This window comes from Nanohaloarchaea archaeon SW_7_43_1 (genome assembly GCA_003009795.1).
Taxonomy (GTDB): Archaea; Nanohalarchaeota; Nanosalinia; order Nanosalinales; family Nanosalinaceae; genus SW-4-43-9.
Genome location: PXPE01000001.1, coordinates 443771 through 463282 on the forward strand (window position 1 = coordinate 443771; position 19512 = coordinate 463282).

Genomic DNA, 19512 nt, shown 5'->3' on the forward strand with positions numbered 1-19512 from the left:
ATACTGAAATATGACGCTTATAGAAGCAGAAAACTTGAACAAGAACTTCAAAATTTACAGTCGTGGAGAAGGCATAACCGGATACCTGAAATCTTTCGTCTCAAGGGATTATGACGAAGTAAATGCTGTAGAAAATCTTAACCTAGAGATTGAGAAAGGGAATATGATAGGATATATCGGAGCTAATGGAGCCGGAAAATCTACAACCGTTAAAATGCTGACCGGTATTCTCGAACCTACTTCAGGACGAATTGAAGTTAATGGGATAAATCCACATGAAGAAAGAAAGAAAAATGCGATGAATATCGGAGTTGTATTCGGACAGAAAACCCAGCTCTGGTGGGATCTACCGGTTAAGGAGTCCTTCAAACTATTGAAAGACATTTATGAGGTCTCTGACGAAGATTATGAGGCCAGGATTGATGAGTTTGATGAGGTTCTTCAGCTCAGTGATTTCTGGGATCAGCCGGTGAGAAAGCTAAGCCTTGGACAGAAAATGAGATGCGAGTTAGCGGCGGCGTTCCTCCACCACCCGAAAATTGTCTATCTGGATGAGCCGACGATAGGTTTGGATGTAGCCGTAAAAGAAAGAATCAGAGATTTCATCCGGAAAATGAATGATGAGATAAACATCACGGTAATACTTACCACACACGATATAGGCGATATAGAGGACTTATGTGAAAGGATTATCGTACTTGATGAGGGCAGGAAAATATACGATGGTGCCTTGACTGAGTTGGTAAACAACTACACTTCCCGAAGAATAATTCTGGAGACCGATGATATTATTGAACTTGAGATTGAGGGTGTAGAGGAAGTTGAGAGCATTAATAGAAAGACAAAGATATTATTCGATAGTGAAAAGATCTCTGCCTCAGAGCTTATGAATAAGGTTCTGGAGAAGTATGATGTCGGTGACTTCCAAATTAAGGAACCTGATATCGAAATGGTTGTAAAGAAGATTTACAATGAGGGCATCTAAATTAATGAAAAAATATCTCCAGTTCTTTAGAATAGGACTAAGAAAAGGAATAATTTACCGTTCAGATGCCATTGCAGCGGTAGGAACCACTATTTTCTATTTAATTCTCATGTTTTACGTCTGGAAAGCGATTTCCATCTCTGGTGAGCTTTCATCACCGTTTTCAGCTATAATAGCTTATATAGCGCTCGGCCAGGTGGTTTCAAACGCTACCTCAGTTAACTTGGAGACGTGGTTTACGGAAAGAGTTCGTAAAGGAACTATAGTTAATGAACTGAAGAGACCGGTAAGCTTACATCTGCAAGTTTACTTCTACCAGCTTGGTTATTCCGCGTTCAATGTTATAGGAAGGAGTATACCGGCGTTTATCGTGAGCCTTATTTTTCTGGGTATAGGAATTCCTTCGGCATTAAACAGTCTAGCTTTCCTCTTAAGCATTTTTCTTTCTTTAAATCTTGTAGTTGCTCTCTCATACTTTTTCTCAATGGCGGTTTTCTGGACCAAAGTAGGCTGGAGTCTAAGAATGATGAGATCAACACTTTCCCGCCTTCTCTCGGGTATAATGTTCCCTCTCTATCTTCTACCGGAGTGGTTAAAACCGATATTTTACTCTACTCCTTTCCCTTCAATTATCGATGGACCAATAAGAATATATCAGGGAGCAGCTGGCTCAGAGATTGTGAGGGTTTTGTGCATCCAAGTGTTCTGGACTCTCATTCTAATCATCATCTCTGCGTTAATATGGAGAAAAGCTAAAAAGAAAATTACGGTGCAAGGCGGATGAAAAAATACGTAAAATTATACCTTTCGTACCTGAAACAGTATCTCAAATCACGTTTGGTCTACAAGTCCGATTTTATTCTTGGTACGGTTGGACAAATGGTGAATGTAGCGGTATCACTGGCATTCTTGGGCCTAGTTTTTACAAAAGTTGAGACTCTTCAGGGTTGGAGCTTTGAAGAAATGCTTTTCCTTGCTGGCTTCAGCAGCACGGTTCTATACATTCATAACATATTTCTGTTCAACATTTACAGGCTTGGAGAAAAATATATTGTGAAAGGAAATCTTGATAGGGTGCTTTTGAGGCCTTTAAACCCTCTTTTCCAGATATATGCTGATGACTTCAGGGACAACAATATTCCGAAACTGATCGCTAGCATTGGTTTAATAGTTTATTCATCGGCAGCTTTAGGCCTTAGCTTGACTTCTTTGAAGTTCTTTTATGGTTTGGCTTCTCTTGTGAGCGGAGTTTTAGTTGTAGCTGCCATATATCTAACATTTGCGTCAACAGCTTTCTGGACGGGTAAATCAAAGAACGTTATATGGTTATTCTTCAGGATAAGTGACTTCAGAAGATATCCTTTCGACATATTCAGCCTGGCCATACAGGTAATGCTCGTTACTTTGATACCTCTAGGATTTGCATCATTCTTCCCTGCATCCTTTTTACTTGGTAAACCTGGCTGGGAAACTTGGAAACTTCTGACACCAATCGCTGGCCCTGTGCTTTACCTTTTCGCGTATCAGTTCTGGAAGCTTGGTTTGGCCAGTTATTCCAGCACCGGAACCTAAATATCTCTACCAACAACTGATCTAATGAGTGAGTTTAGAAGATCTGGATCTGGTGTTGTGGATAGATGAAAAGGAGAAAACGGAGAAAGCACTGGCCCTCTACCTAGAAAAGGGAAGCAGGAGAAAATCAATAGCCTGATGACAGAAATTCTAAATATCTTGGATTACCCCGGTTTAAACTCCGATGTCCTCTAGATCACTTTCTGAAAGCCTTTCTGGTCGGAAGCCGGCCTCAATGAGCTCGTAGACAGGTTCTCTATGAGAATCCAGATAATCGCCGGAGTTGTCTATAACAGTATCGTAATAGGCTTCATTACGAGGTTCGACGCCATCATATATCTTGGCGAAGGAGCTGTAGATGCGTTCATCTTGATCTACTATCTCCTCTCTAGCGTCTTTCAGAACTTCCTCTGAAATATCTTCAGGCTGCTCAACATCGGTTTTTCCTTCATCGTCAGCGTAGCGGCCGGCGCGCTGCTCCCAGTCATCACAAGTCATTTTCACACGCAATGTAGCTATAGGTTCATCAGATGCCTTACTTCGTGGAGCACTCAAGGATGCTGCATCAAGACGGCCCTCTCCGATCAGCGGCTCTCCTGAGTAGGCATGCTCCAGCTTCCGAGCATCCGCAACCAGATCAGCTTTCTCGTTCTCAGATCTGAACTTTGTAGCCGCAGTACCGTCTTCATCGGTCTCGTAACCGTTCTCTTCAGCAGCCTGCCTTTGCGCAGTACCATTATCGAGATGATCTATTCCGAACTCCACGCTGAGATCAGATGCATGCTTGCTGGTTCCCGTTCCACGACCACCGGAGATAGCTAATATATAGTCGCTCGGCTCCTGGTCGCTTTCAAGAAGATCCTCGTACTTGCTCTTCAATAAGTCGTGTCTTTCCGGTAGCGGCCGTGAGTCATAACTCATGGGATTTTATTAATAATACTAAAAGCTAAAAGCGTATCATTCCGTGCTCAGAAGCGGATGTTCATCAGGCAAGCCAGTGGAGGAATTACCTATTTACTAAAAGTTCTGCTCGTAAAGTTCCTGACTTCTCTCAATTGCTTCATGTGCTTCTTCTTTTCCTCCCCAGCCTTCGATCTCTACTTCTTTCTTAGGCTCGAGGTTCTTGTAGGTGGCGAAGAACTCCGCGATCTCTTCCTTTCTATGTCTGTTTACATCGTTAAGATCTTCTACATTGTTCCACCTAGGATCTTCGGTAGGTACTGCGATAATATTGTCGTCCTGTTCTCCATCGTCATCCATGTAGAGAATACCTACTGGTCTTACCTCAATGACACATCCCGGGAAAGTGGAGTGTGTTGTGAGAACTAGGATATCCATTGGATCGCCGTCTTCATAGTAGGCTCGTGGTATAAAGCCGTAGTCTCCTGGATAGTTGATAGAAGCGTAGAGAACACGGTCAAGCACCACGCTCTCTTTGTCCTTATCGTATTCGTATTTGTTCTGGGTTCCTGTCGGGTTTTCGATTACAGCGTAAATTTCCTCCGGAGCGTTAGGCCCGGTATCGTAGTCATGCCATTTATTTACCATAATTAATCAACTTTACTGGATTCTAGGAGATTTAAAACTGCTTCGAACCTGAAATTATTTTTGGTTAAGGTTATTTGCAGCAAGTCTTACCATAGAAATATCTCTAACCTCGCCACAGTCGCTGCAAACGACTTTTACCCAGTCTACTTCTGGTTTTTCTACTGAGTCGACATTCAGATTCCGATCACAGTTCTCACATTCAACCATGTTATTTCTCCCTATGTAAAGTTGGAAAACGAATTATATAAGCCTAACTAAAGAATCCATTTTACTTGATAGAACCTTTGGGGTTCGTGGTCTAGTTGGTTATGACACCGCCTTGACACCCGAGAATTCTCGAAGACTGAAGCCAGAGGAGTTTTTGAACCCTCCGAAACCTAGGTTTCAGCATAGATTCGAGGATAAGAAAAAATATTTGGATTTTCAATGGACAAATTGGCGGAGATCCCCGGTTCGAATCCGGGCGAACCCACTATTATTTTTATTCATCAGAGCTAAATCATCAACGTGCTATCAAATAAACTTAGTATTGTAAAAAAGCTAATAATCGGATTAGTAATTTTATTCGCTATGGTTGGAGCAGGACTGTTTTATGCAGTTCACACGGCACAAATGTGTACTCAAAGCGCAACAACGCAATACAGGATAGCAGAAAATACCAAGACAGGTGAAATTGTTCACAAGAGTTTTTCGGCTAATGGAGATCCTGACTGTAGAAGTGATGACTGGAATGAGTTTCCCAATCATTACAGAACCAATTTAAGCCAGAGTGAAATACAGGAATACTGTTCAGAGAATCCTGAAAAACGGCGCTGTGAACTAAGGCGAAAATTTGATTAACATCTTGGCCTTCAGAGTTCAGGCAGCTTTCATAAGTTTAACCAGCCCAATAATTGAGTACGTCGAGGGCAGTTGAGCCAGACGCGATTGCTGCTTATGATAATGGAACTTTCGAAAGTTCCTGGGAAAGTAGCTCAGCGGTTAGAGCGCTGCGCTCATACTAAGTTATGAGCGATGAGGTCGGAGACGACCGATGATTAAAACATCTATCATTGGTTCAGAGTTTCAAACACTGAAGCCGCCTTATGAGTTACGCAGAGGTCCCGGGTTCAATTCCCGGCTTTCCCATCAGCGGTTTTCGGTTCTTCATTTAAAATTTCGACTACAAATGTTCTAGTATGAAGGAGCTGGCTTACTGCCAAAAATGCGGGACAGAACTGGAGTCGAGGAAGCATGAGGACCGGGAGAGATACTACTGTCCTGAATGCTCAGATATCCTTTACCGTAATTCTATACCTGTGGCAGGCGTTTTTGTTGTGCGAGGAGATGAAGTTCTACTCATAAAACGGGGTAATGAACCACATAAAAACGAATGGAGCTACCCTGCCGGTTATCTTGAGTTCGATGAGAAGCCGGAGGAAGGCGCTGTCAGGGAGCTTAAAGAGGAAACAAGTTTAACTGCAGATCAGAAAGAGCTGGAACTTGTCACTACAATCCATCTTGAGCATCCTGACAAGTACGTTGTTGGGAACGCATACACGGTCAGCTTTGACCAGACTGAAGGGGAAATTGAAGCGGGTAGTGACGCGAAGGATGCAGAGTTCTTGACGGTTGAGGAAATGAGATCGAAAGTCTCTCAGATAGAGTCGCCGAAGATTATAGAGGCGGCAGAGGAAGCTATTCGAACTGTCAATCGTCAGGGTTAATGAATCTTTAGGCTTCAATAATTATATATGAGTTTTGAAGTAAAAGATCTTGAAGTATCAGTTGAAGATGAGAAAATTGTAAAAGGTATTTCTCTTGAGGTTGATCCTGGAGAAATCCATGCTGTCATGGGTCCAAATGGTTCCGGTAAATCAACTCTCTGCAAGTCCTTGATGGGTAACCCGGAATACACCATTGACTCCGGAAGCATTCTGATTGATGGAGAGGATGTTACTGATGAAGAAACAGACGAAAGAGCAAGAGAGGGTCTTTTCCTTGGATTCCAGTACCCCGCTGAAATTTCAGGTATCAGCGTCGCCGAGTTTCTGAAGGAAGCGATCAACGCTCAAAGAGAGGAAGAAGATAAAGAACCGATTTCCCAGAGTGATTTCCGTGATCTTCTGAAGGAGAAGCTTGAACTCCTTGATATGGATGAAGAATACGCACGGCGTTACCTGAACGAAGGATTCTCGGGTGGAGAGAAGAAGAGGAATGAGATCCTTCAGATGGCGGTTTTACAGCCAAAGTATGCTATGTTAGACGAAATAGATTCCGGTCTGGATATTGATGCACTGGAAATTGTGGCAGATGGTATCAATAAGCTGGCAGAAGAGGACCGTGGAATGCTGATGATCACCCATTACCAGAGAATACTTGATTATGTGGAACCGGACAGAGTACATGTTATGATTGATGGAGAAATAGTTAAGTCCGGGGGCCCAGAACTGGCCCATAAACTGGAAGATGAGGGCTACGAATGGGCTAAGAAGAAGTAGAATGCTTTCTGTAGTCCTTGATTATACCTAGCTTTCTGCTTTGTTCTTGTTTTCCCGGTTGAGGAAGTCTTTCATCATCTGTTCCAGCATACTGAGCTGTTCTTGGCTTCCCAAGTTCTGGTTTCCGCACGGACAGTTTTCAGGTTCCAGTTCGGACTGGAGTTGGCGACCGCAGTCTTTGCATTCCCAGTTTTTCATTGTCTCAACGTTTTTTTGCTCGTTTTTATTCATAAGAGTTCTACCGGAATACCGGTAAACTGCTCGCTTCTTTATAAAGCCAGTAACGATAATTGAGGGTTACGAGGTCTGAAGGGGTATGATAAAATTTGTGTGTGAAAGCTGTGGGGAGAGTATTGAGGAAAATGTTTTACCAGGAAAACATACCGTGATTGGCACGGTCAGAAAACTTGATAGCAGAGGGGAATGCTGTCAGGATCCTCAGTACTATGATTCCAGAGGCTTCAGGGAAAACATGGTAAAGCCAAATCTGAGAGATATGGTTACCTCCCTGTCAGCCTGACCAACTCATTCTTTTTTCTTCAGTTTTAGAAAAAGATGATCCTTCTCATAAGGTTCTAAGGTAGTTTCTGCGAGAATCTCGAAATACTCCTCAATTTTCTCTCGGACATCATTGAATATTTTCCCGGGTTCTTCCGAGGTCGAAATAGATTTAGCTTTCACAGCCAGAAGTCCTGTTCCGTCATCTTTCATGTATTTTTCACAGTTTCTTATGAATATCTCCGCCTGATCGCTCTGTGATATATCTTGGAAAACTATGTCACATTTCTCAACTATTTCTGAATACTTCTCAGGTTTCCGGGCGTTCCCCAATATCGGCGCAATATTTTCCCGGTCTTCCGCCACTTCCAAAAGATCCCGGATAACTGTTTCAGAGTATTCGACCGCGTAGATGAATCCTTCTGAGACTATATCGGAGAAATGTGAAACTGTAGTACCGGAGGCTGCACCAAGATAGAGGATTTCGCTGTCTCTCTTAATTCCGAGATTAACATCTTTCATAACAGCTGCTCCCGCCTTGGAACGGTTTGGATCCCATTTCCTATATTTTTGGTTATTTTCTTTCACAAATTTTTCGCCGTAGACTGACTCTCCAGAGGCGGCTTCAGTGTAGATACTGGTGTTCTTCTTGAAGATTCTAGTTTGTATTTGTTTCATCCTGACTCCTGTTTTAGTTCTTCGTATTTTTCTCTGCATTCCTCTCTCAGCTGATCACCTTTGAATTTCTCGCCATACTGGTCGAGTCTTGCCGCCATGGCAGCTTTGTTCGCCAGAAATCGAGCCATTTTACCTCTTTCATCTTCGGGTAGAGAGTTGACGAAGTTGTGCTGGAAGATCACACCGTGTTTTGGTGGCGTTCCCTTCCCTTTCAGATAACGGAAAAGCGCCTTCTCAGCTCCTAGCATTTGAATAGTTGAACTTGGTTTTCTTGCTAGCTCTTCCAGCCCTCCTGCTAGAGATACGATTCTTGCGGTGAGAAGAGGACCGAGCAGTGCGCCAAGATTCTCCATCTCATCTTCAACAATCTCTTCCACATATTCCTCTAGTTCGTCCCGCATTTCTACTTTTTTCTTGAGGCTGGAGTATATTTTCTCCAGAATTTTCTCATCCGCAGGCTCAAGTGGGGAACCTGTCGAGGATTCCGCCATCTCGGAGAATGAATCGAGGTTTTTCCGGTTTATACCGTCAGATAGTATCTTTACCAGTTGTTCGTCCTTAGTGATTTCTTTCTCCAGCTCAGGGAAATGTAGTGAGTAAAGATCCCGGAATCTTTCCATCTCGGCGTTGAAGTTCTTATTACTTTCATCAAGAAACTCTACGGCTTTCATCATGAACCTGTCACGGTTCTTGTTCTCCTTTAGCTTCTCTCTGGTCTTTTCCAGAGCTTTCTTCCTTTTATCCTCATTTGACATTGTCAGTCACTGAACTCCACGTCGAGCCCCAGCATTCTCATCTTCATTCTAACCTGTTTCTCGTTTCTTCCGAGCTCTTCTGCTATCTCGTCTGGCTCTCTGTTCAGATTGTTCTGTATCATGAATCTTTTCTCCCACTGGGAAAAGCCGTTCCACTCATCTATATCATCAAGTTCTTTCTGAAGATCAGATTCTTTCTCAAGAAATTCCTTCAGCTCTTGGTTGCCCATTTTTTTCCTGTTGTTTGTCAGGTGCTCTATTTCTCTTGGATCAAAAGCAGCCGGAATCTTGCTTTTTCCTTCCTCCTCTGCCTTTTCTATAATATCTCTTTCATTTTCTCGAGTTTCGATTTCTGTCTCACGTTCTTCCGGGTCCGAGGTTTGCTCTTCCAGAAGCTCCTTCGCCTTATCTGCGAGGTAATCCTGGTATTTGTCCTGTTCCATACAATATTATCACTCTAAAGCTTGAAAAAACTCAACCAAATCCCATCCAACTTATTTAAGAAAATAACGAGCAAACCCATCTACACAGTCATGCGGTGTTGGTCCAGCGGCTAAGACTCTGGCCTTCCAAGCCTCAAGTCCTCCGATAAAGAGGATGAGGACAGAGAAGAGGTATGCTCTTCGAAGAAGACAGCCAGCGACCCGGGTTCGAGTCCCGGACACCGCATGCAATAATTTCCAATAATAATTTAAATTCAAAACCTTCTTTCTAGAGAAGATGGCGGTATTTAATTTTTGCCTCTAGATATTCAGACAGACTAGTAAGATGTCAGATACGGACCTAGAAAGTTTCGAAGATTATATCCTTGAAAATACAGATTATACAGATAAGGTCAAAGCTTTTTCCGGTATGGAGTATGACGAGGCTGTCGAGGTAGTTGAAGCTCTCGAAGAAGAACCCGGGATGCAAGAGGTTCTTAGAGAACTAAAGACGGGTTCTCGTGAGATTGGGGAGATTTGGCAGGGTCCGTATTCTACTCACTATATCAACGAATTACAGTCTCGTGGACTTAATGATATAGAAGGTGTAAATGATATAGAAGTAAGAATTACTGTCCCCGGCCGTCTTTACATGGAGTACGTTTCAGAATATGAAAATCTTTAGCCCATGAACTGTTGTTCTTCCCCAAGAGGGCAGTCGTAATTTCGACCGGATTGACTGTAGAGAATTGCCCGGTATATCCGAGAATATCCATTGAAAAGTAAGGAGATAAGGGTTCAAATCTTGGACGCCGCAAATTGTTTCGGTTCGAAGTTAGTTCTTTACACTATTTCTTGTTGATCAAGTCTCTAAGTGTCGAGTATAGTTGTGTGCTTTGTTCTTCTCTTACGAGGAAGACTGTTTCTGTGTAAGTTGAGAACATCTCTAATACTCCTATTCCGTTGCCGATTATCTTCTCTGTTAGATATGAGAGTATGCCATTTGCTTCCAGTACTTCTTCCGGTGAATCAAGAACAACTATGGCAGCGTTTCTTTCTATATGTTTAATGTCTTTTTTGTCTACTTTGTTTTCGATCAGATTGAGGTTGCTTTTGTTTGTGACTATTCCGATTTCTGAGTCGGATTGGAGCAGGTAGATTCTGTCCCCACTTCTTCTATCAATTTGGTCGTATGCTTCCAGTACGAGTTCGTGGTACTTGCGTTCTCTAGGTAGTGTATAGTAGACTATGTCTCCGGCCATGGAAAGCTCTGAGCCCTCAAGAACTCTCTGTATTCTTTCCGTCCAGCTATCTTTCAAAGATAACTCGTCTTCATATCTTCTGATTGCTACAACTATGGAATCAAGATTTACTTGTTCTCTACCTGTTTTTTCCTCAACTTGTTCCTTGAAGTTCCTGGCAAGTCCCCGATAATTGACGGCATCCATATCCATTAATTCCTTTAGAAACGGTTTCTCCTCCAGCAAGCTTCGGGTCGCCTCAGCTACAGAAACATCTTTATTGTGTGATTTCATATAGAAAAATAGTATTTTGTTTGATTTAAAACTATAACTATAACAATTATACATTACAATACTTGGGTATGGACCGAACAACTTTAGGTGAACGCTTTAAATTCAGACGCTTACTTGACTGAAACTCGAAATCTTTACAGCTGTAGTTCTATTAATTCAGAGAACATCAGCCAAATTCTCAGGAGAGCCTCTATCCTTCCGAGCGATGGAGGCAGAAGCTATACTGAAGCCCGTGGAAACTATCATCCTCATTACCCTGAAGAAGGAGAGCAACTTGAAGTCTACCAAATAACACATAACTTCTGGGGAGAAGCTGGCTGTTTCAACCTCGAAACCCAGGATATTGACGCAGGCAGCGATACACTCAATTTCCAAGAGATCATAGAGTTCGATATTATAGGTGATCAAGAATGACAGATGAACGAGAAGAACGACTTGAACAGCTACGAAATCTCAGAGAAAACGACGAAGCCTACTCCTACAACTTCGACCGAAGCCATACGGTGGAAGAGCTAAAGGGATTTGATTCGGGAAGTGAGGAAAAACTTCCAGAAGATAACTTTTCGACTGCAGGCAGAGTAATGGAGATCAGAAACTTCGGAGAACTAGCGTTCCTCGATCTCAGAGGAGAAAAGGAAGAAGTTCAGGTAATTGTCAGAAATGACGAGGAACTACTGGAAGAAGTTGAGAACCTGTATGGAGGTGATATAATCGGAGTAGAAGGAACTCTGACATACACAGATAAAGGAGAGTTCTCACTGATGTCAGAGAACTTAGAAGTGCTCTCTCGTGGTGCGAGGCAAATACCAAAAGAACATTTTGGAGTAGAAGATGAAGAACTGCAGTATCGGGACAGAGCTCTACATCTGATAACAGACATCGATGCTAGAGACATTTTCAGAACAAGAAGCCAGGTTATCTCCGAAATCAGAGACTTCCTAGAAGACAGAGAATTTATGGAGGTAGAAACTCCGACAATCCAGCCTGTCTATGGAGGAGCAGCCGCAGAACCATTCACCACTCACGTCAACGCTCTGGATCAAGAGCATTACCTAAATATTTCGCCAGAGCTATATCTCAAAAGACTGATTATCGGCGGATACGAGAGAATCTTCGAAATCACGAAGAACTTCAGAAATGAATCTATAGACACGACTCACAACCCGGAGTTCACGATGATGGAAGTATATCAGGCTTATGCTGACTATGAGGATATGATGGAGCTGATGGAGCAGCTATATGAGCAAGTCGCTGTAGAAGCTACCGGCTCTGCCGAAGTTGAGTATCAAGGGGAAACTCTAGATTTCTCTGCTCCCTGGCCTAGAATGACGATGAGAGAAGCCATTCAAGAAAATGGCGGTTTTGATGTAACAGAGCTTAGAGATGAGGAAATTCGGGAAAGAATGGAAGAACACGGTGCCGAGCTTGACTCAGAATATGAAAGAGGGTTAGCAATAGCAGAACTATTTGAGGAAGTTGCAGAAGAAAACCTGATCCAACCTATACACATCATTGACCATCCAGAGGAAACTACTCCTCTATGTATGCAGCACAGGAATGAAGACGGATTAATCGAGAGGTTTGAGTCATTCGCAGCAGGCATGGAGCTATGTAATGCCTACACCGAACTTCGAGATCCGATCCGGCAGAGAAACCTGTTTGAGGATGAGCAGCGAAGGCAGGAAGAAGGCGATGATGAAGCACATCCAATTGACATGGACTTTCTCAAAGCACTTGAGCTTGGTATGCCGCCAACCGGAGGACTCGGAATCGGTATAGGAAGGATGGTGATGCTGATGACAGACCAAGAGTCTATTAGAGATGTGCTGCTATTTCCGATGATGAGGTAGCGGCTGCCCGTCTTTTCTACTTTAATTTTTCATTTAGCAGTTGGAAGGTTTCTGTTGTATCTTCTTCTATTATAAGATGAGTATCTTCTCGACAGAATATTACTTCCGTTAGATTGATTTCTCGTTCTGCAAGTATGAAAGAATATATGCTAAGACTCCGGGCGGTTCTTAAGGCTGTTCGGGCTTCTGAGCGTGATGACTACCTGTTTTTGATTGCTTCTCCTTTGCATTCCTGTTGGCGTGTAGACAGGTTTAATGAGGTAAACTGCGACATGTTCGATTCTTGTTCAAGCTTTTTTAGGAGGAGTTCAATTAATTATTATGGATTGGAAGAAAAGGATTCATGGTATTCTATCGAGAGAGGAGAAAGAGGAGGAATTAGAGAACAAGGTTGATCTCCAGATCAATACTTTAGAATCAAGTTTAGATAAAGGAGAGAATCCTTTGGATGAAACTGAAAAAGTTCTTTCTGAGGAGGAACATTTGGAAAGAGAATTACTCGACATTGAGCAAGAGCTACTTGACCTTCTAACCTTTGATGATTCAGAATTGGAGGTCGTATTGGAAAAATCTAAAGACTTCTTAGAGTGGAAGGCAGAGAGCCTGAAGGAAATCGAGGCCTGTCTCAAACCTTTGAAACAAATAGAAAATGGCTTGGCCAGTATCCTTAATTCCATAGAGAATCCTGGCGAAACGCCAAATATTGACCTCTACCAGGTTGGCTGGCAGGAAGTCGTGGAGAACTCAGAGCAAATCTTCGAAATTTTTGAAAAGTTGGAAGAAGAGGAGCAAGAAATCTTCGAAGAGTTCAACCAGAGGCAAGAGGATTCAGTTCGTCTCTTGGAGAAAATGGAGGAAGATAGACAGGCTATCAGCAGAATACAAAGTTTGGTTAAGCACCTTGACTCAGAACAAGGAGAGCTTGAAAGCTTAGAAACTATTCGGCAATCACCTGAACTGAAACAGAAACTAGGTGAGGAAGAAGACAGGCTTTCAACACTTACAAGCAATCTGGGAAGACTTGAAGAAATAGATGAAAAACTGGAATCAGTCGTCTGTAAAAGGAAAGAGCTTGCAGAAGAAGCTAACGAGCGGGACTTATCGGAGTTAGGGAATCTTTACCATATCATTGAGAACGAGTATGAGGGCATTATATCCGATCTTGGGAAGTTAGAGGAGATGAATCAGAAAAATTACTTCACAAGTCAAGAGGAATTAGAGCAACAGATAACCTTAGTGAGAGAATCAGTTGAAATGGTGAACGAGTATATTAACGAGAGATACAATTTTGAGGTAGATGGCGGAGTATCAAGACGCGATCTACTCAGAGGTATGGGAGCTGCACTTGGAGGCTGGACAGGCATAGATACTGCCATAAATGTCTTCAGACAGGCATCAGCAGGACAGTTAAAATTTATGAACCCGGAAGCCATAGGAGGATATGATCCAGCAATAGAGAACTCGTTAAATGGAAATCCCACAGATGTCCATATATTCAATTTATACTTCCAAGAAGGCGATCAGAGATATAACGGGCAGAAAGTGGCCAAGGAGGTAGAGGAGTCTATCAACACACTTGAAGGAGTCCAGTTCAGGGTAAACTGGCATGACTTAAGACCTTGTGTAGAAACAGTTATTGAAAGAAGTGAATATTCAAGATCGGAAATTACAGATGATGAATTAAAGTCGGCAGAACAGAGAGCAGATAAATTCCGACGTTTGGTGAATGACACTACTGTGGTTGCGGAGGATGCTGATGGTGCTAAAATTAATTCTATCAAGAGAATTAATGAAATAGAGGAGTGTTTAGACAATTACTTGCCTGAAGACGTCAGAGGAGTGTTTAGCGACGGAGCTATCAAAGTCATAGCATCAGATTTCAAATTAAAAGACGCATCAGGTGTGAGTTTTGGAGCTAATTCTAAAGATCATATAATCTTCGCAGCAAGGGTTAACGACCAGACCTGGCTAACTAACTTGATAACACATGAACTTGGTCACAAATTGAGCTTACCTCATACTGCTTCTCCCGATATTATGGGTTATTCTGTCACATCTCAGGCTCTGCAGAAGTTTTTCAAAGTTCCTTTCGGTCCAGAATCACAGGCCAATTGGGATAAAGCAAGAAAAATGCATGGAGAAGGGTAGAGAAATATTAAAATGTTTTCTCAGCTTGGTGACAGAATTTTATTCAGTGAGATTCGATCTATTGTGAACTGCCTGAAGTATATACTAAGGAAGCTAAAAATTTTGGAAACGGCGGTTATGGAGATGTATGAAGATGGACCTTTTAAGGAGAATATTTATAACTATGATTGAATAACAACATATCAGGTGGATTTACTGTCAGTTCAAACAGAACGCTCCATAATACCTCAACTTGAAGAGGAGAAAAAACCCGACAGCAAAGAAAAATTACAATCAGAGATAAAGTCTCTGCTAGAAGGAGAAGTAGAGGAACGAACAATATCCGAACAAGAGCTAAGGTACGAATTCCAAGAGGAAACAGAAGATGGAGCCGAATACGAATTAGTAAATAATGATGAACTTGATCTTGATAGTCTCCCAGGTATGGAAGATTTAGAGAATGATTTTACCGTCGTTACAGATACACATGGCGGGGTTGATAGGATAGGCACAGGAAGTAATGGCCATGTCACATTAGAGAATAATGCAGGAACTGAAGAGAAGTATTTCCTCGCAGCAGCCTTTGATGGAGAGATATTCATGAGGAATGATGGCAGTCACTTTGGTGATGGTGAACAAAGAATCTGGCATTATAGTCTGGAAACAGAGGAAATGAGATATGCTAAAGCCGCCACGATGGAATGGAAGGATTACGAGAACAGGGAATTAAAAAACCGATTTGAAAAGGTAGTAGACTTTCAACAGCAGCTCTGGGCTTTGAACCGAGCAAGGAATGAGGTTGAAGACTGGAGCTACAATGAGGGAGACAAAGGGGAAAGAGATAGATTGAAGAGTAGATTTGATACGGTAATGAATCAGCTCGCTTTGAATGGAAAGTATGAAGCGAATGAAACCGTATCGAGAGGTGGTGCTGCTAGTGGTGGAGATCTAGTAGATGACTTTGAGGAAGCCAGCAAAAGATTTCGAGCCTATGGTTTACTCAAATACGGAATTGATGCTTTGGACGAAGTAGAAGTAGCAGGAGACAGTTCAAAGGTTGAGTACTCACCAAGAGAATTCTAGCCTTCAATCATTCATTCTTATATATTGAGTGATAATCTATGGATATGACAGATAGATACGAAAATCTTGATGAACTCGATTTATTCGAGGAAAGAGATGTAGATATGGAACAGTATAGTCTGGATTCAGAATATATTAGTGATAGAGTCGAAGACGTTGACAAAATGTTCATAGATTCAGATCGAGAACCTTTGGTATATCCGGCTGAAGATACCTTACATTCAATTCTTGTAGAGGGCGATGTTCCTGAGGATGAAGATATAGTACTTGCTCTTGTAGGAGATTTCTCTGAATATGTAGGGGAACTGGACGAGGATGATTTTGAAAGTTATCATGGAGAGTACGTAATCCCGGAAGATGTTGATAATACTGTTCTCAAACTCGAAGTCCGAGAAACTGATTCCTTACCTGTCGATATTGATGTAGAGAACATCCGCTTTGAAATCCCTGTAGAACAGCCACCTTTCTATTAGATTAGGCTTCTCTGATACTATCTGTGTATTCCTTGGACAAAACTCCAAGCTGTTGACAAAATAGCCTTCACCGTTGGTTCAAGGTATTGCACGAGTAGTTTTCCTCGTACACAAGAATAAAAAAGAAAATCTGTCTTTGCAACCTGCCTGAATAAAAACACTAGCTCGAACCTACGAGTTTGTTCCCGCGTTCTATCGCTTCTTCCTTGCGGTCATAGTTTTCTAACAGTGTATCCTCATGGAAAGTGTCCCATGTCCCGTTTTTGAACTTCTTGACTTCGACTGTTTCTCCTGATTTTTGATGTTCCCACTTGCGTGGTTTTTGATCCGTTTCGTGTTTTTCGATTCTTTTCCAGATATTTATCACCTAGAGTTTGTTTCAAAGCTTTTTAATTCGTCAAAAGTTTGTTAACCGTCTTTAATCTATTCAAGGGCTGTTAAAGGCCTTAAAGAGCTTCAAACGGTTATTCTATTTTTGTATGGCTCGGTTTATAAAACTAAACTTTTACCGGAGAAAAGTCTTTGTTATAGTTTTGGAGTAGTCAAAAATATTTTAAATAATTTTCGTATCTATATGATCAGCCTTGGGCTTTCAGACAGGTTTCTGATAATTTTAAACGGCATATTATGCCCCTAATCTAGAAAACATTCATTCCCGGAACATTACCTAATTTATCCTTTGCCTCATCGCTCATTTCCTCTGGTGTCCACCTTGGTTCAAAGGTTAGTTCTACCTCAATATCTCCTGCATCAAGCTTTCTTACCTCTTTTTTCACCAGTTCATCAAATACTCCGTGAAGAGGACAGCCAGGTGTGGTTAATGTCATTAAAATATCTATATCTTCCTGTTCATCCACTTCTATCTCATAGATTAACCCCAAATCAACTATATTAACGTCCAGTTCTGGGTCTATGACCTGTTTCAGCTGTTCTCTGACTTCTTTCTCCTTGACCATAAACGATCATTGAGGACTAAATTATTTGAATTCGATCTCTCCTTTTGGACAGTGATTAAAAAGACTAACCATATTTTCGGATTATGGAATCTTTATCAAAAGGCGGGCCGCGTGGATTCCCATTGTCTAGAACTGCCGATTTAAAGGATATATTAGAGGCTCGATTTTTGAGATTAGAGGTTGATGTGGATGAACTCTAAAATCACCAAGGTTCTGTGGTTTGGTGTTTCAACTCTTCTACTTCTTGGTTTGGTTTATTTGGCGGATGCCTCATTATTTCTGGAGGCTATTAGTAAAGCAAATTTATTTTATCTTCTACCAGCTTTGATTTTTGGGATTTTGCCTCTTTCTATCTATAGTTTTACATGGTATAGATTTCTGAATAAAATGGGAGAGAATATATCTTATTTCATGTCCCTGAGAATGTTTCTCGGCGGACAGTTTTTGAACGCTATTACTCCGATCGGTCAGTTCGGCGGAGAACCATTCATGGCTTACGTAATTAAGGATAATACAGGTTTGGAGTATGAAGAGGCTTTTTCGACGGTTTTATCAGCAGACCTCGTTAATTCGGTTCCTGTAATCACATTTTTGTCGGGCGGTGTAGTATACATGCTGTTTCTGAGAGGTTTAAACAGCCTTCTAACGCAGTTCCTTTTTGCAGCTCTTCTTATGATTTTATTGGGTTCTTCCTTAGCTTATCTTCTCTGGTTCAGATCGGGAACTATAGAAAATGCCATATTAGGTATTTTGGGGTTTTTAGTTGGGATACTGGGCAGAGGTGAAAAGATTTATGAGGGGTTGGAGAACCGTTTTGAAGGAGTTGAGAAGGCATTTGAGACTATTGGGGAGGATCCGAGGCATCTTATTGTTACAGCTGTAGTTGTTCACCTGGAATTTATTTTTAGGGTGATAGCTCTGTATTTGGTGTTGTTTTCTTTAGGTGTGAAAACTGATTTTCCACCCCTGTATTTCGTATTGGCATTTGGTTCTGTAGCAAGTTTTGCTCCCACTCCGGGAGGTTCAGGTGTTGCTGAAGCTGCACATTCTGGCTTGATATCTTTCTTCTTGAATTTAAGTCTTGCAACTGCCGCTGCTGCGGCTATTTTGCTCCGGCTTATGATTTACTGGCCTAGTATTGTCATAGGTTATCTGGGACTTCTTTCTCTCAGGGGTGGTGATTAATCTATATATACCGGCTTGCAGGAGATAATCTTGAAATTGCGCGTACAGAGCTGAGAGGATTTCTTCACTCTCAAAATATCGGTGAACAGCCTATCTGGTTCGATCGATACGCTCTTACTAAGTCGGAGCCACAGCGGTTGAAGAGATTGGCTCTTGTACATGAAGCTGCAGAGATTGTAGAAGTATCGGAGGATCTGGAGATAAGTTATCGACCTCAGAAATCATTTGCGGTGAAATCGGAATGTTCGGAAGCTAATGTAGAGGAAGAATTAGGTAAAACTCTAGCGACAGAGGGAAACATTGTTGATCTTGAGGACCCTGATGAGGTTATCAAAGTCTATGAAATTGCCGATAATTACTGTATAGCTCGGATGATTGAGAATATAGATAGAAGCTTGTTTGAAGGACGGAAAAACCAGGAAAGACCTTTTTCCTCACCTATTTCACTTGACCCGGTACTTGCCCGAGTACTTGTCAATCTCTCAAAGGTTTCTGCAGGAGATTCCGTTCTTGACCCTTTCTGCGGAACCGGGGGTATACTGATTGAGTCAGGTCTTTGCGGTGTAGATATACATGGTCTGGATGTACAGCAGGAAATGGTTGAAGGAACTCGTGAAAATCTCGAGACCTATGGTATTATTGGCTATGATATTCGACAGGGAGAGATTTCTGAGGTAGATGAAATTTTTGATCAGGGGTTTGATGCAATTATAACAGATCTTCCATATGGTCAGGCTTCTAGGAAAGAAGGTGAACCTGTTGAAAAATTTATTGAAGTAGCTCCAGAGCTAGCTGATAAAGTTGTTTTCATGTCAGATCAAAAATCCTTGAATGGTTTAGAGCCTGAATTCAGTGTCTACGTTCATAAGAACTTGACTCGGTATATATATTTGATTGATTAGTAAAAGTGCCTTGATTTCTTTCTGGCCTTCGCTGAGTCAGAAAGTGCGGTTTCATCAGCCTCTGTTGATTTAGGATGGCCCATTTCAAGCATCTCAAAGGCACCTTCAATTCCGTATTCATCGACAAGTTGATCTCTAGACGTTTCTAGGCCTTCCGCTACGAGTTCAAGCTCTCTCTCGGATTGATATCTGTCTTCAACAGGATTTATCTCATCCAAGTTCTTGCCGTACTCTGTTCTGTTCAGGGTGTTGAAAATTTGGTCCTCGTAAAAGGTTCCTGCCAATCTGTCCAGGCATGTGTAATTACCGGTTTCTGTATCTGTAATTCCGAGAAGCGTATTCTGTTCAAGATCCATTTTCTCTAATCTTCCAAATGTAGCAACATATCTTCCGTTGCTGTCTATCGGTTGGTGCCGACCAATCTTCATAATGATTTGTTACTTCTTAGTACTTATATAATTTT

The 19512-nt window shown here is 41.8% G+C and carries 25 protein-coding genes and 2 tRNA genes; 17 read left to right on the plus strand and 10 right to left on the minus strand.

Annotated elements, in window-relative coordinates; genetic code table 11:
• The first annotated feature begins 10 nt into the window (after positions 1–10).
• The 3 genes from BRC29_02585 to BRC29_02595 are packed head-to-tail and all read left to right on the plus strand — an operon-like array spanning position 11 to position 2557.
• Complete coding sequence (locus BRC29_02585; GenBank protein ID PSG98993.1) at positions 11–985, plus strand: sugar ABC transporter ATP-binding protein; 975 nt, start codon at positions 11–13, stop codon at positions 983–985.
• Positions 972–1769, plus strand: a complete 798-nt coding sequence (locus tag BRC29_02590; GenBank protein ID PSG98994.1) for a hypothetical protein — start codon at positions 972–974, stop codon at positions 1767–1769. The genes BRC29_02585 and BRC29_02590 overlap by 14 nt, the downstream gene beginning before the upstream one ends.
• The gene (locus BRC29_02595) at positions 1766–2557 is read left to right on the plus strand and encodes a hypothetical protein (GenBank protein ID PSG98995.1); all 792 of its coding nucleotides are present in this window, start codon (positions 1766–1768) and stop codon (positions 2555–2557) included. The genes BRC29_02590 and BRC29_02595 overlap by 4 nt, the downstream gene beginning before the upstream one ends.
• Positions 2558–2731: 174 nt before the next feature.
• On the opposite strand, the gene BRC29_02600 is transcribed toward BRC29_02595, so the two are convergent.
• Positions 2732–3478 carry a hypothetical protein gene (locus BRC29_02600; protein ID PSG98996.1) on the minus strand — a complete coding sequence of 249 codons (747 nt, stop codon included), beginning with the start codon at positions 3476–3478 and terminating at the stop codon, positions 2732–2734.
• 96 nt (positions 3479–3574) lie between these two features.
• Entirely contained in the window at positions 3575–4105 is a 531-nt protein-coding gene (locus BRC29_02605; GenBank protein ID PSG98997.1) for an inorganic pyrophosphatase, read from the minus strand.
• Between the two features lie 570 nt (positions 4106–4675).
• On the opposite strand from BRC29_02605, the gene BRC29_02610 reads away from it, so the two are divergent.
• The 4 genes from BRC29_02610 (at position 4676) to sufC (ending at position 6585) form a co-directional block, all read left to right on the plus strand.
• The gene (locus tag BRC29_02610; protein PSG98998.1) at positions 4676–4945 is read left to right on the plus strand and encodes a hypothetical protein; all 270 of its coding nucleotides are present in this window, start codon (positions 4676–4678) and stop codon (positions 4943–4945) included.
• A gap of 125 nt (positions 4946–5070) precedes the next feature.
• Positions 5071–5230: transfer RNA gene (locus BRC29_02615), tRNA-Met, on the plus strand.
• Between the two features lie 53 nt (positions 5231–5283).
• On the plus strand, positions 5284–5811 hold the full coding sequence (locus BRC29_02620; protein PSG98999.1) for an NUDIX hydrolase: 528 nt from the start codon (positions 5284–5286) through the stop codon (positions 5809–5811).
• 27 nt (positions 5812–5838) lie between these two features.
• Positions 5839–6585: a Fe-S cluster assembly ATPase SufC gene (gene sufC, locus BRC29_02625; protein PSG99000.1), complete on the plus strand. Its 747-nt coding sequence runs from the start codon at positions 5839–5841 to the stop codon at positions 6583–6585.
• Between the two features lie 27 nt (positions 6586–6612).
• Here the strand turns inward: sufC and BRC29_02630 are convergent, their stop codons facing one another.
• The gene (locus BRC29_02630) at positions 6613–6816 is read right to left on the minus strand and encodes a hypothetical protein (GenBank protein PSG99001.1); all 204 of its coding nucleotides are present in this window, start codon (positions 6814–6816) and stop codon (positions 6613–6615) included.
• Between the two features lie 85 nt (positions 6817–6901).
• Between BRC29_02630 and BRC29_02635 the strand changes: the two genes are divergently transcribed.
• Entirely contained in the window at positions 6902–7105 is a 204-nt protein-coding gene (locus tag BRC29_02635) for a hypothetical protein (GenBank protein PSG99002.1), read from the plus strand.
• Between the two features lie 5 nt (positions 7106–7110).
• Here BRC29_02635 and BRC29_02640 read toward each other — a convergent pair whose 3' ends face one another.
• The 3 genes from BRC29_02640 to BRC29_02650 are packed head-to-tail and all read right to left on the minus strand — an operon-like array spanning position 7111 to position 8959.
• Positions 7111–7761, minus strand: a complete 651-nt coding sequence (locus tag BRC29_02640; protein ID PSG99003.1) for a fibrillarin — start codon at positions 7759–7761, stop codon at positions 7111–7113.
• On the minus strand, positions 7758–8516 hold the full coding sequence (locus tag BRC29_02645) for a hypothetical protein (GenBank protein PSG99004.1): 759 nt from the start codon (positions 8514–8516) through the stop codon (positions 7758–7760). The genes BRC29_02640 and BRC29_02645 overlap by 4 nt, the downstream gene beginning before the upstream one ends.
• Before the next feature lie 2 nt (positions 8517–8518).
• Positions 8519–8959 carry a hypothetical protein gene (locus tag BRC29_02650; GenBank protein PSG99005.1) on the minus strand — a complete coding sequence of 147 codons (441 nt, stop codon included), beginning with the start codon at positions 8957–8959 and terminating at the stop codon, positions 8519–8521.
• A 92-nt stretch (positions 8960–9051) separates the two neighbouring features.
• Between BRC29_02650 and BRC29_02655 the strand changes: the two genes are divergently transcribed.
• Positions 9052–9185 (plus strand) — tRNA-Gly (locus tag BRC29_02655).
• A gap of 99 nt (positions 9186–9284) precedes the next feature.
• Complete coding sequence (locus BRC29_02660) at positions 9285–9623, plus strand: hypothetical protein (protein ID PSG99006.1); 339 nt, start codon at positions 9285–9287, stop codon at positions 9621–9623.
• A gap of 163 nt (positions 9624–9786) precedes the next feature.
• Here the strand turns inward: BRC29_02660 and BRC29_02665 are convergent, their stop codons facing one another.
• Positions 9787–10473, minus strand: a complete 687-nt coding sequence (locus tag BRC29_02665) for a hypothetical protein (protein PSG99007.1) — start codon at positions 10471–10473, stop codon at positions 9787–9789.
• 87 nt (positions 10474–10560) lie between these two features.
• Here BRC29_02665 and BRC29_02670 point away from each other — a divergent pair, with 87 nt between their 5' ends.
• The 5 genes from BRC29_02670 (at position 10561) to BRC29_02690 (ending at position 16006) form a co-directional block, all read left to right on the plus strand.
• Entirely contained in the window at positions 10561–10887 is a 327-nt protein-coding gene (locus BRC29_02670; GenBank protein ID PSG99008.1) for a hypothetical protein, read from the plus strand.
• Positions 10884–12323 (plus strand): lysine--tRNA ligase, encoded by a 1440-nt coding sequence (lysS, locus tag BRC29_02675; protein PSG99009.1) that lies wholly within the window; start codon positions 10884–10886, stop codon positions 12321–12323. Before BRC29_02670 ends, lysS begins: the two co-directional genes overlap by 4 nt.
• A gap of 321 nt (positions 12324–12644) precedes the next feature.
• Positions 12645–14471 carry a hypothetical protein gene (locus tag BRC29_02680; GenBank protein PSG99010.1) on the plus strand — a complete coding sequence of 609 codons (1827 nt, stop codon included), beginning with the start codon at positions 12645–12647 and terminating at the stop codon, positions 14469–14471.
• Between the two features lie 186 nt (positions 14472–14657).
• Positions 14658–15533, plus strand: coding sequence for a hypothetical protein (locus tag BRC29_02685; protein PSG99011.1), 876 nt, complete (start codon positions 14658–14660; stop codon positions 15531–15533).
• Positions 15534–15571: 38 nt separating this feature from the next.
• Positions 15572–16006 (plus strand): hypothetical protein, encoded by a 435-nt coding sequence (locus BRC29_02690; GenBank protein PSG99012.1) that lies wholly within the window; start codon positions 15572–15574, stop codon positions 16004–16006.
• 160 nt (positions 16007–16166) lie between these two features.
• Here BRC29_02690 and BRC29_02695 read toward each other — a convergent pair whose 3' ends face one another.
• Positions 16167–16373 carry a hypothetical protein gene (locus BRC29_02695; GenBank protein ID PSG99013.1) on the minus strand — a complete coding sequence of 69 codons (207 nt, stop codon included), beginning with the start codon at positions 16371–16373 and terminating at the stop codon, positions 16167–16169.
• A gap of 271 nt (positions 16374–16644) precedes the next feature.
• On the minus strand, positions 16645–16962 hold the full coding sequence (locus BRC29_02700) for a FeS assembly SUF system protein (protein ID PSG99014.1): 318 nt from the start codon (positions 16960–16962) through the stop codon (positions 16645–16647).
• Positions 16963–17145: 183 nt separating this feature from the next.
• On the opposite strand from BRC29_02700, the gene BRC29_02705 reads away from it, so the two are divergent.
• Complete coding sequence (locus BRC29_02705; GenBank protein ID PSG99015.1) at positions 17146–18147, plus strand: hypothetical protein; 1002 nt, start codon at positions 17146–17148, stop codon at positions 18145–18147.
• A gap of 146 nt (positions 18148–18293) precedes the next feature.
• Positions 18294–19049 carry a hypothetical protein gene (locus BRC29_02710; protein PSG99016.1) on the plus strand — a complete coding sequence of 252 codons (756 nt, stop codon included), beginning with the start codon at positions 18294–18296 and terminating at the stop codon, positions 19047–19049.
• Here the strand turns inward: BRC29_02710 and BRC29_02715 are convergent.
• The gene (locus tag BRC29_02715) at positions 19046–19477 is read right to left on the minus strand and encodes a hypothetical protein (protein ID PSG99017.1); all 432 of its coding nucleotides are present in this window, start codon (positions 19475–19477) and stop codon (positions 19046–19048) included. The genes BRC29_02710 and BRC29_02715 overlap by 4 nt on opposite strands.
• Between the last annotated feature and the right edge of the window lie 35 nt (positions 19478–19512).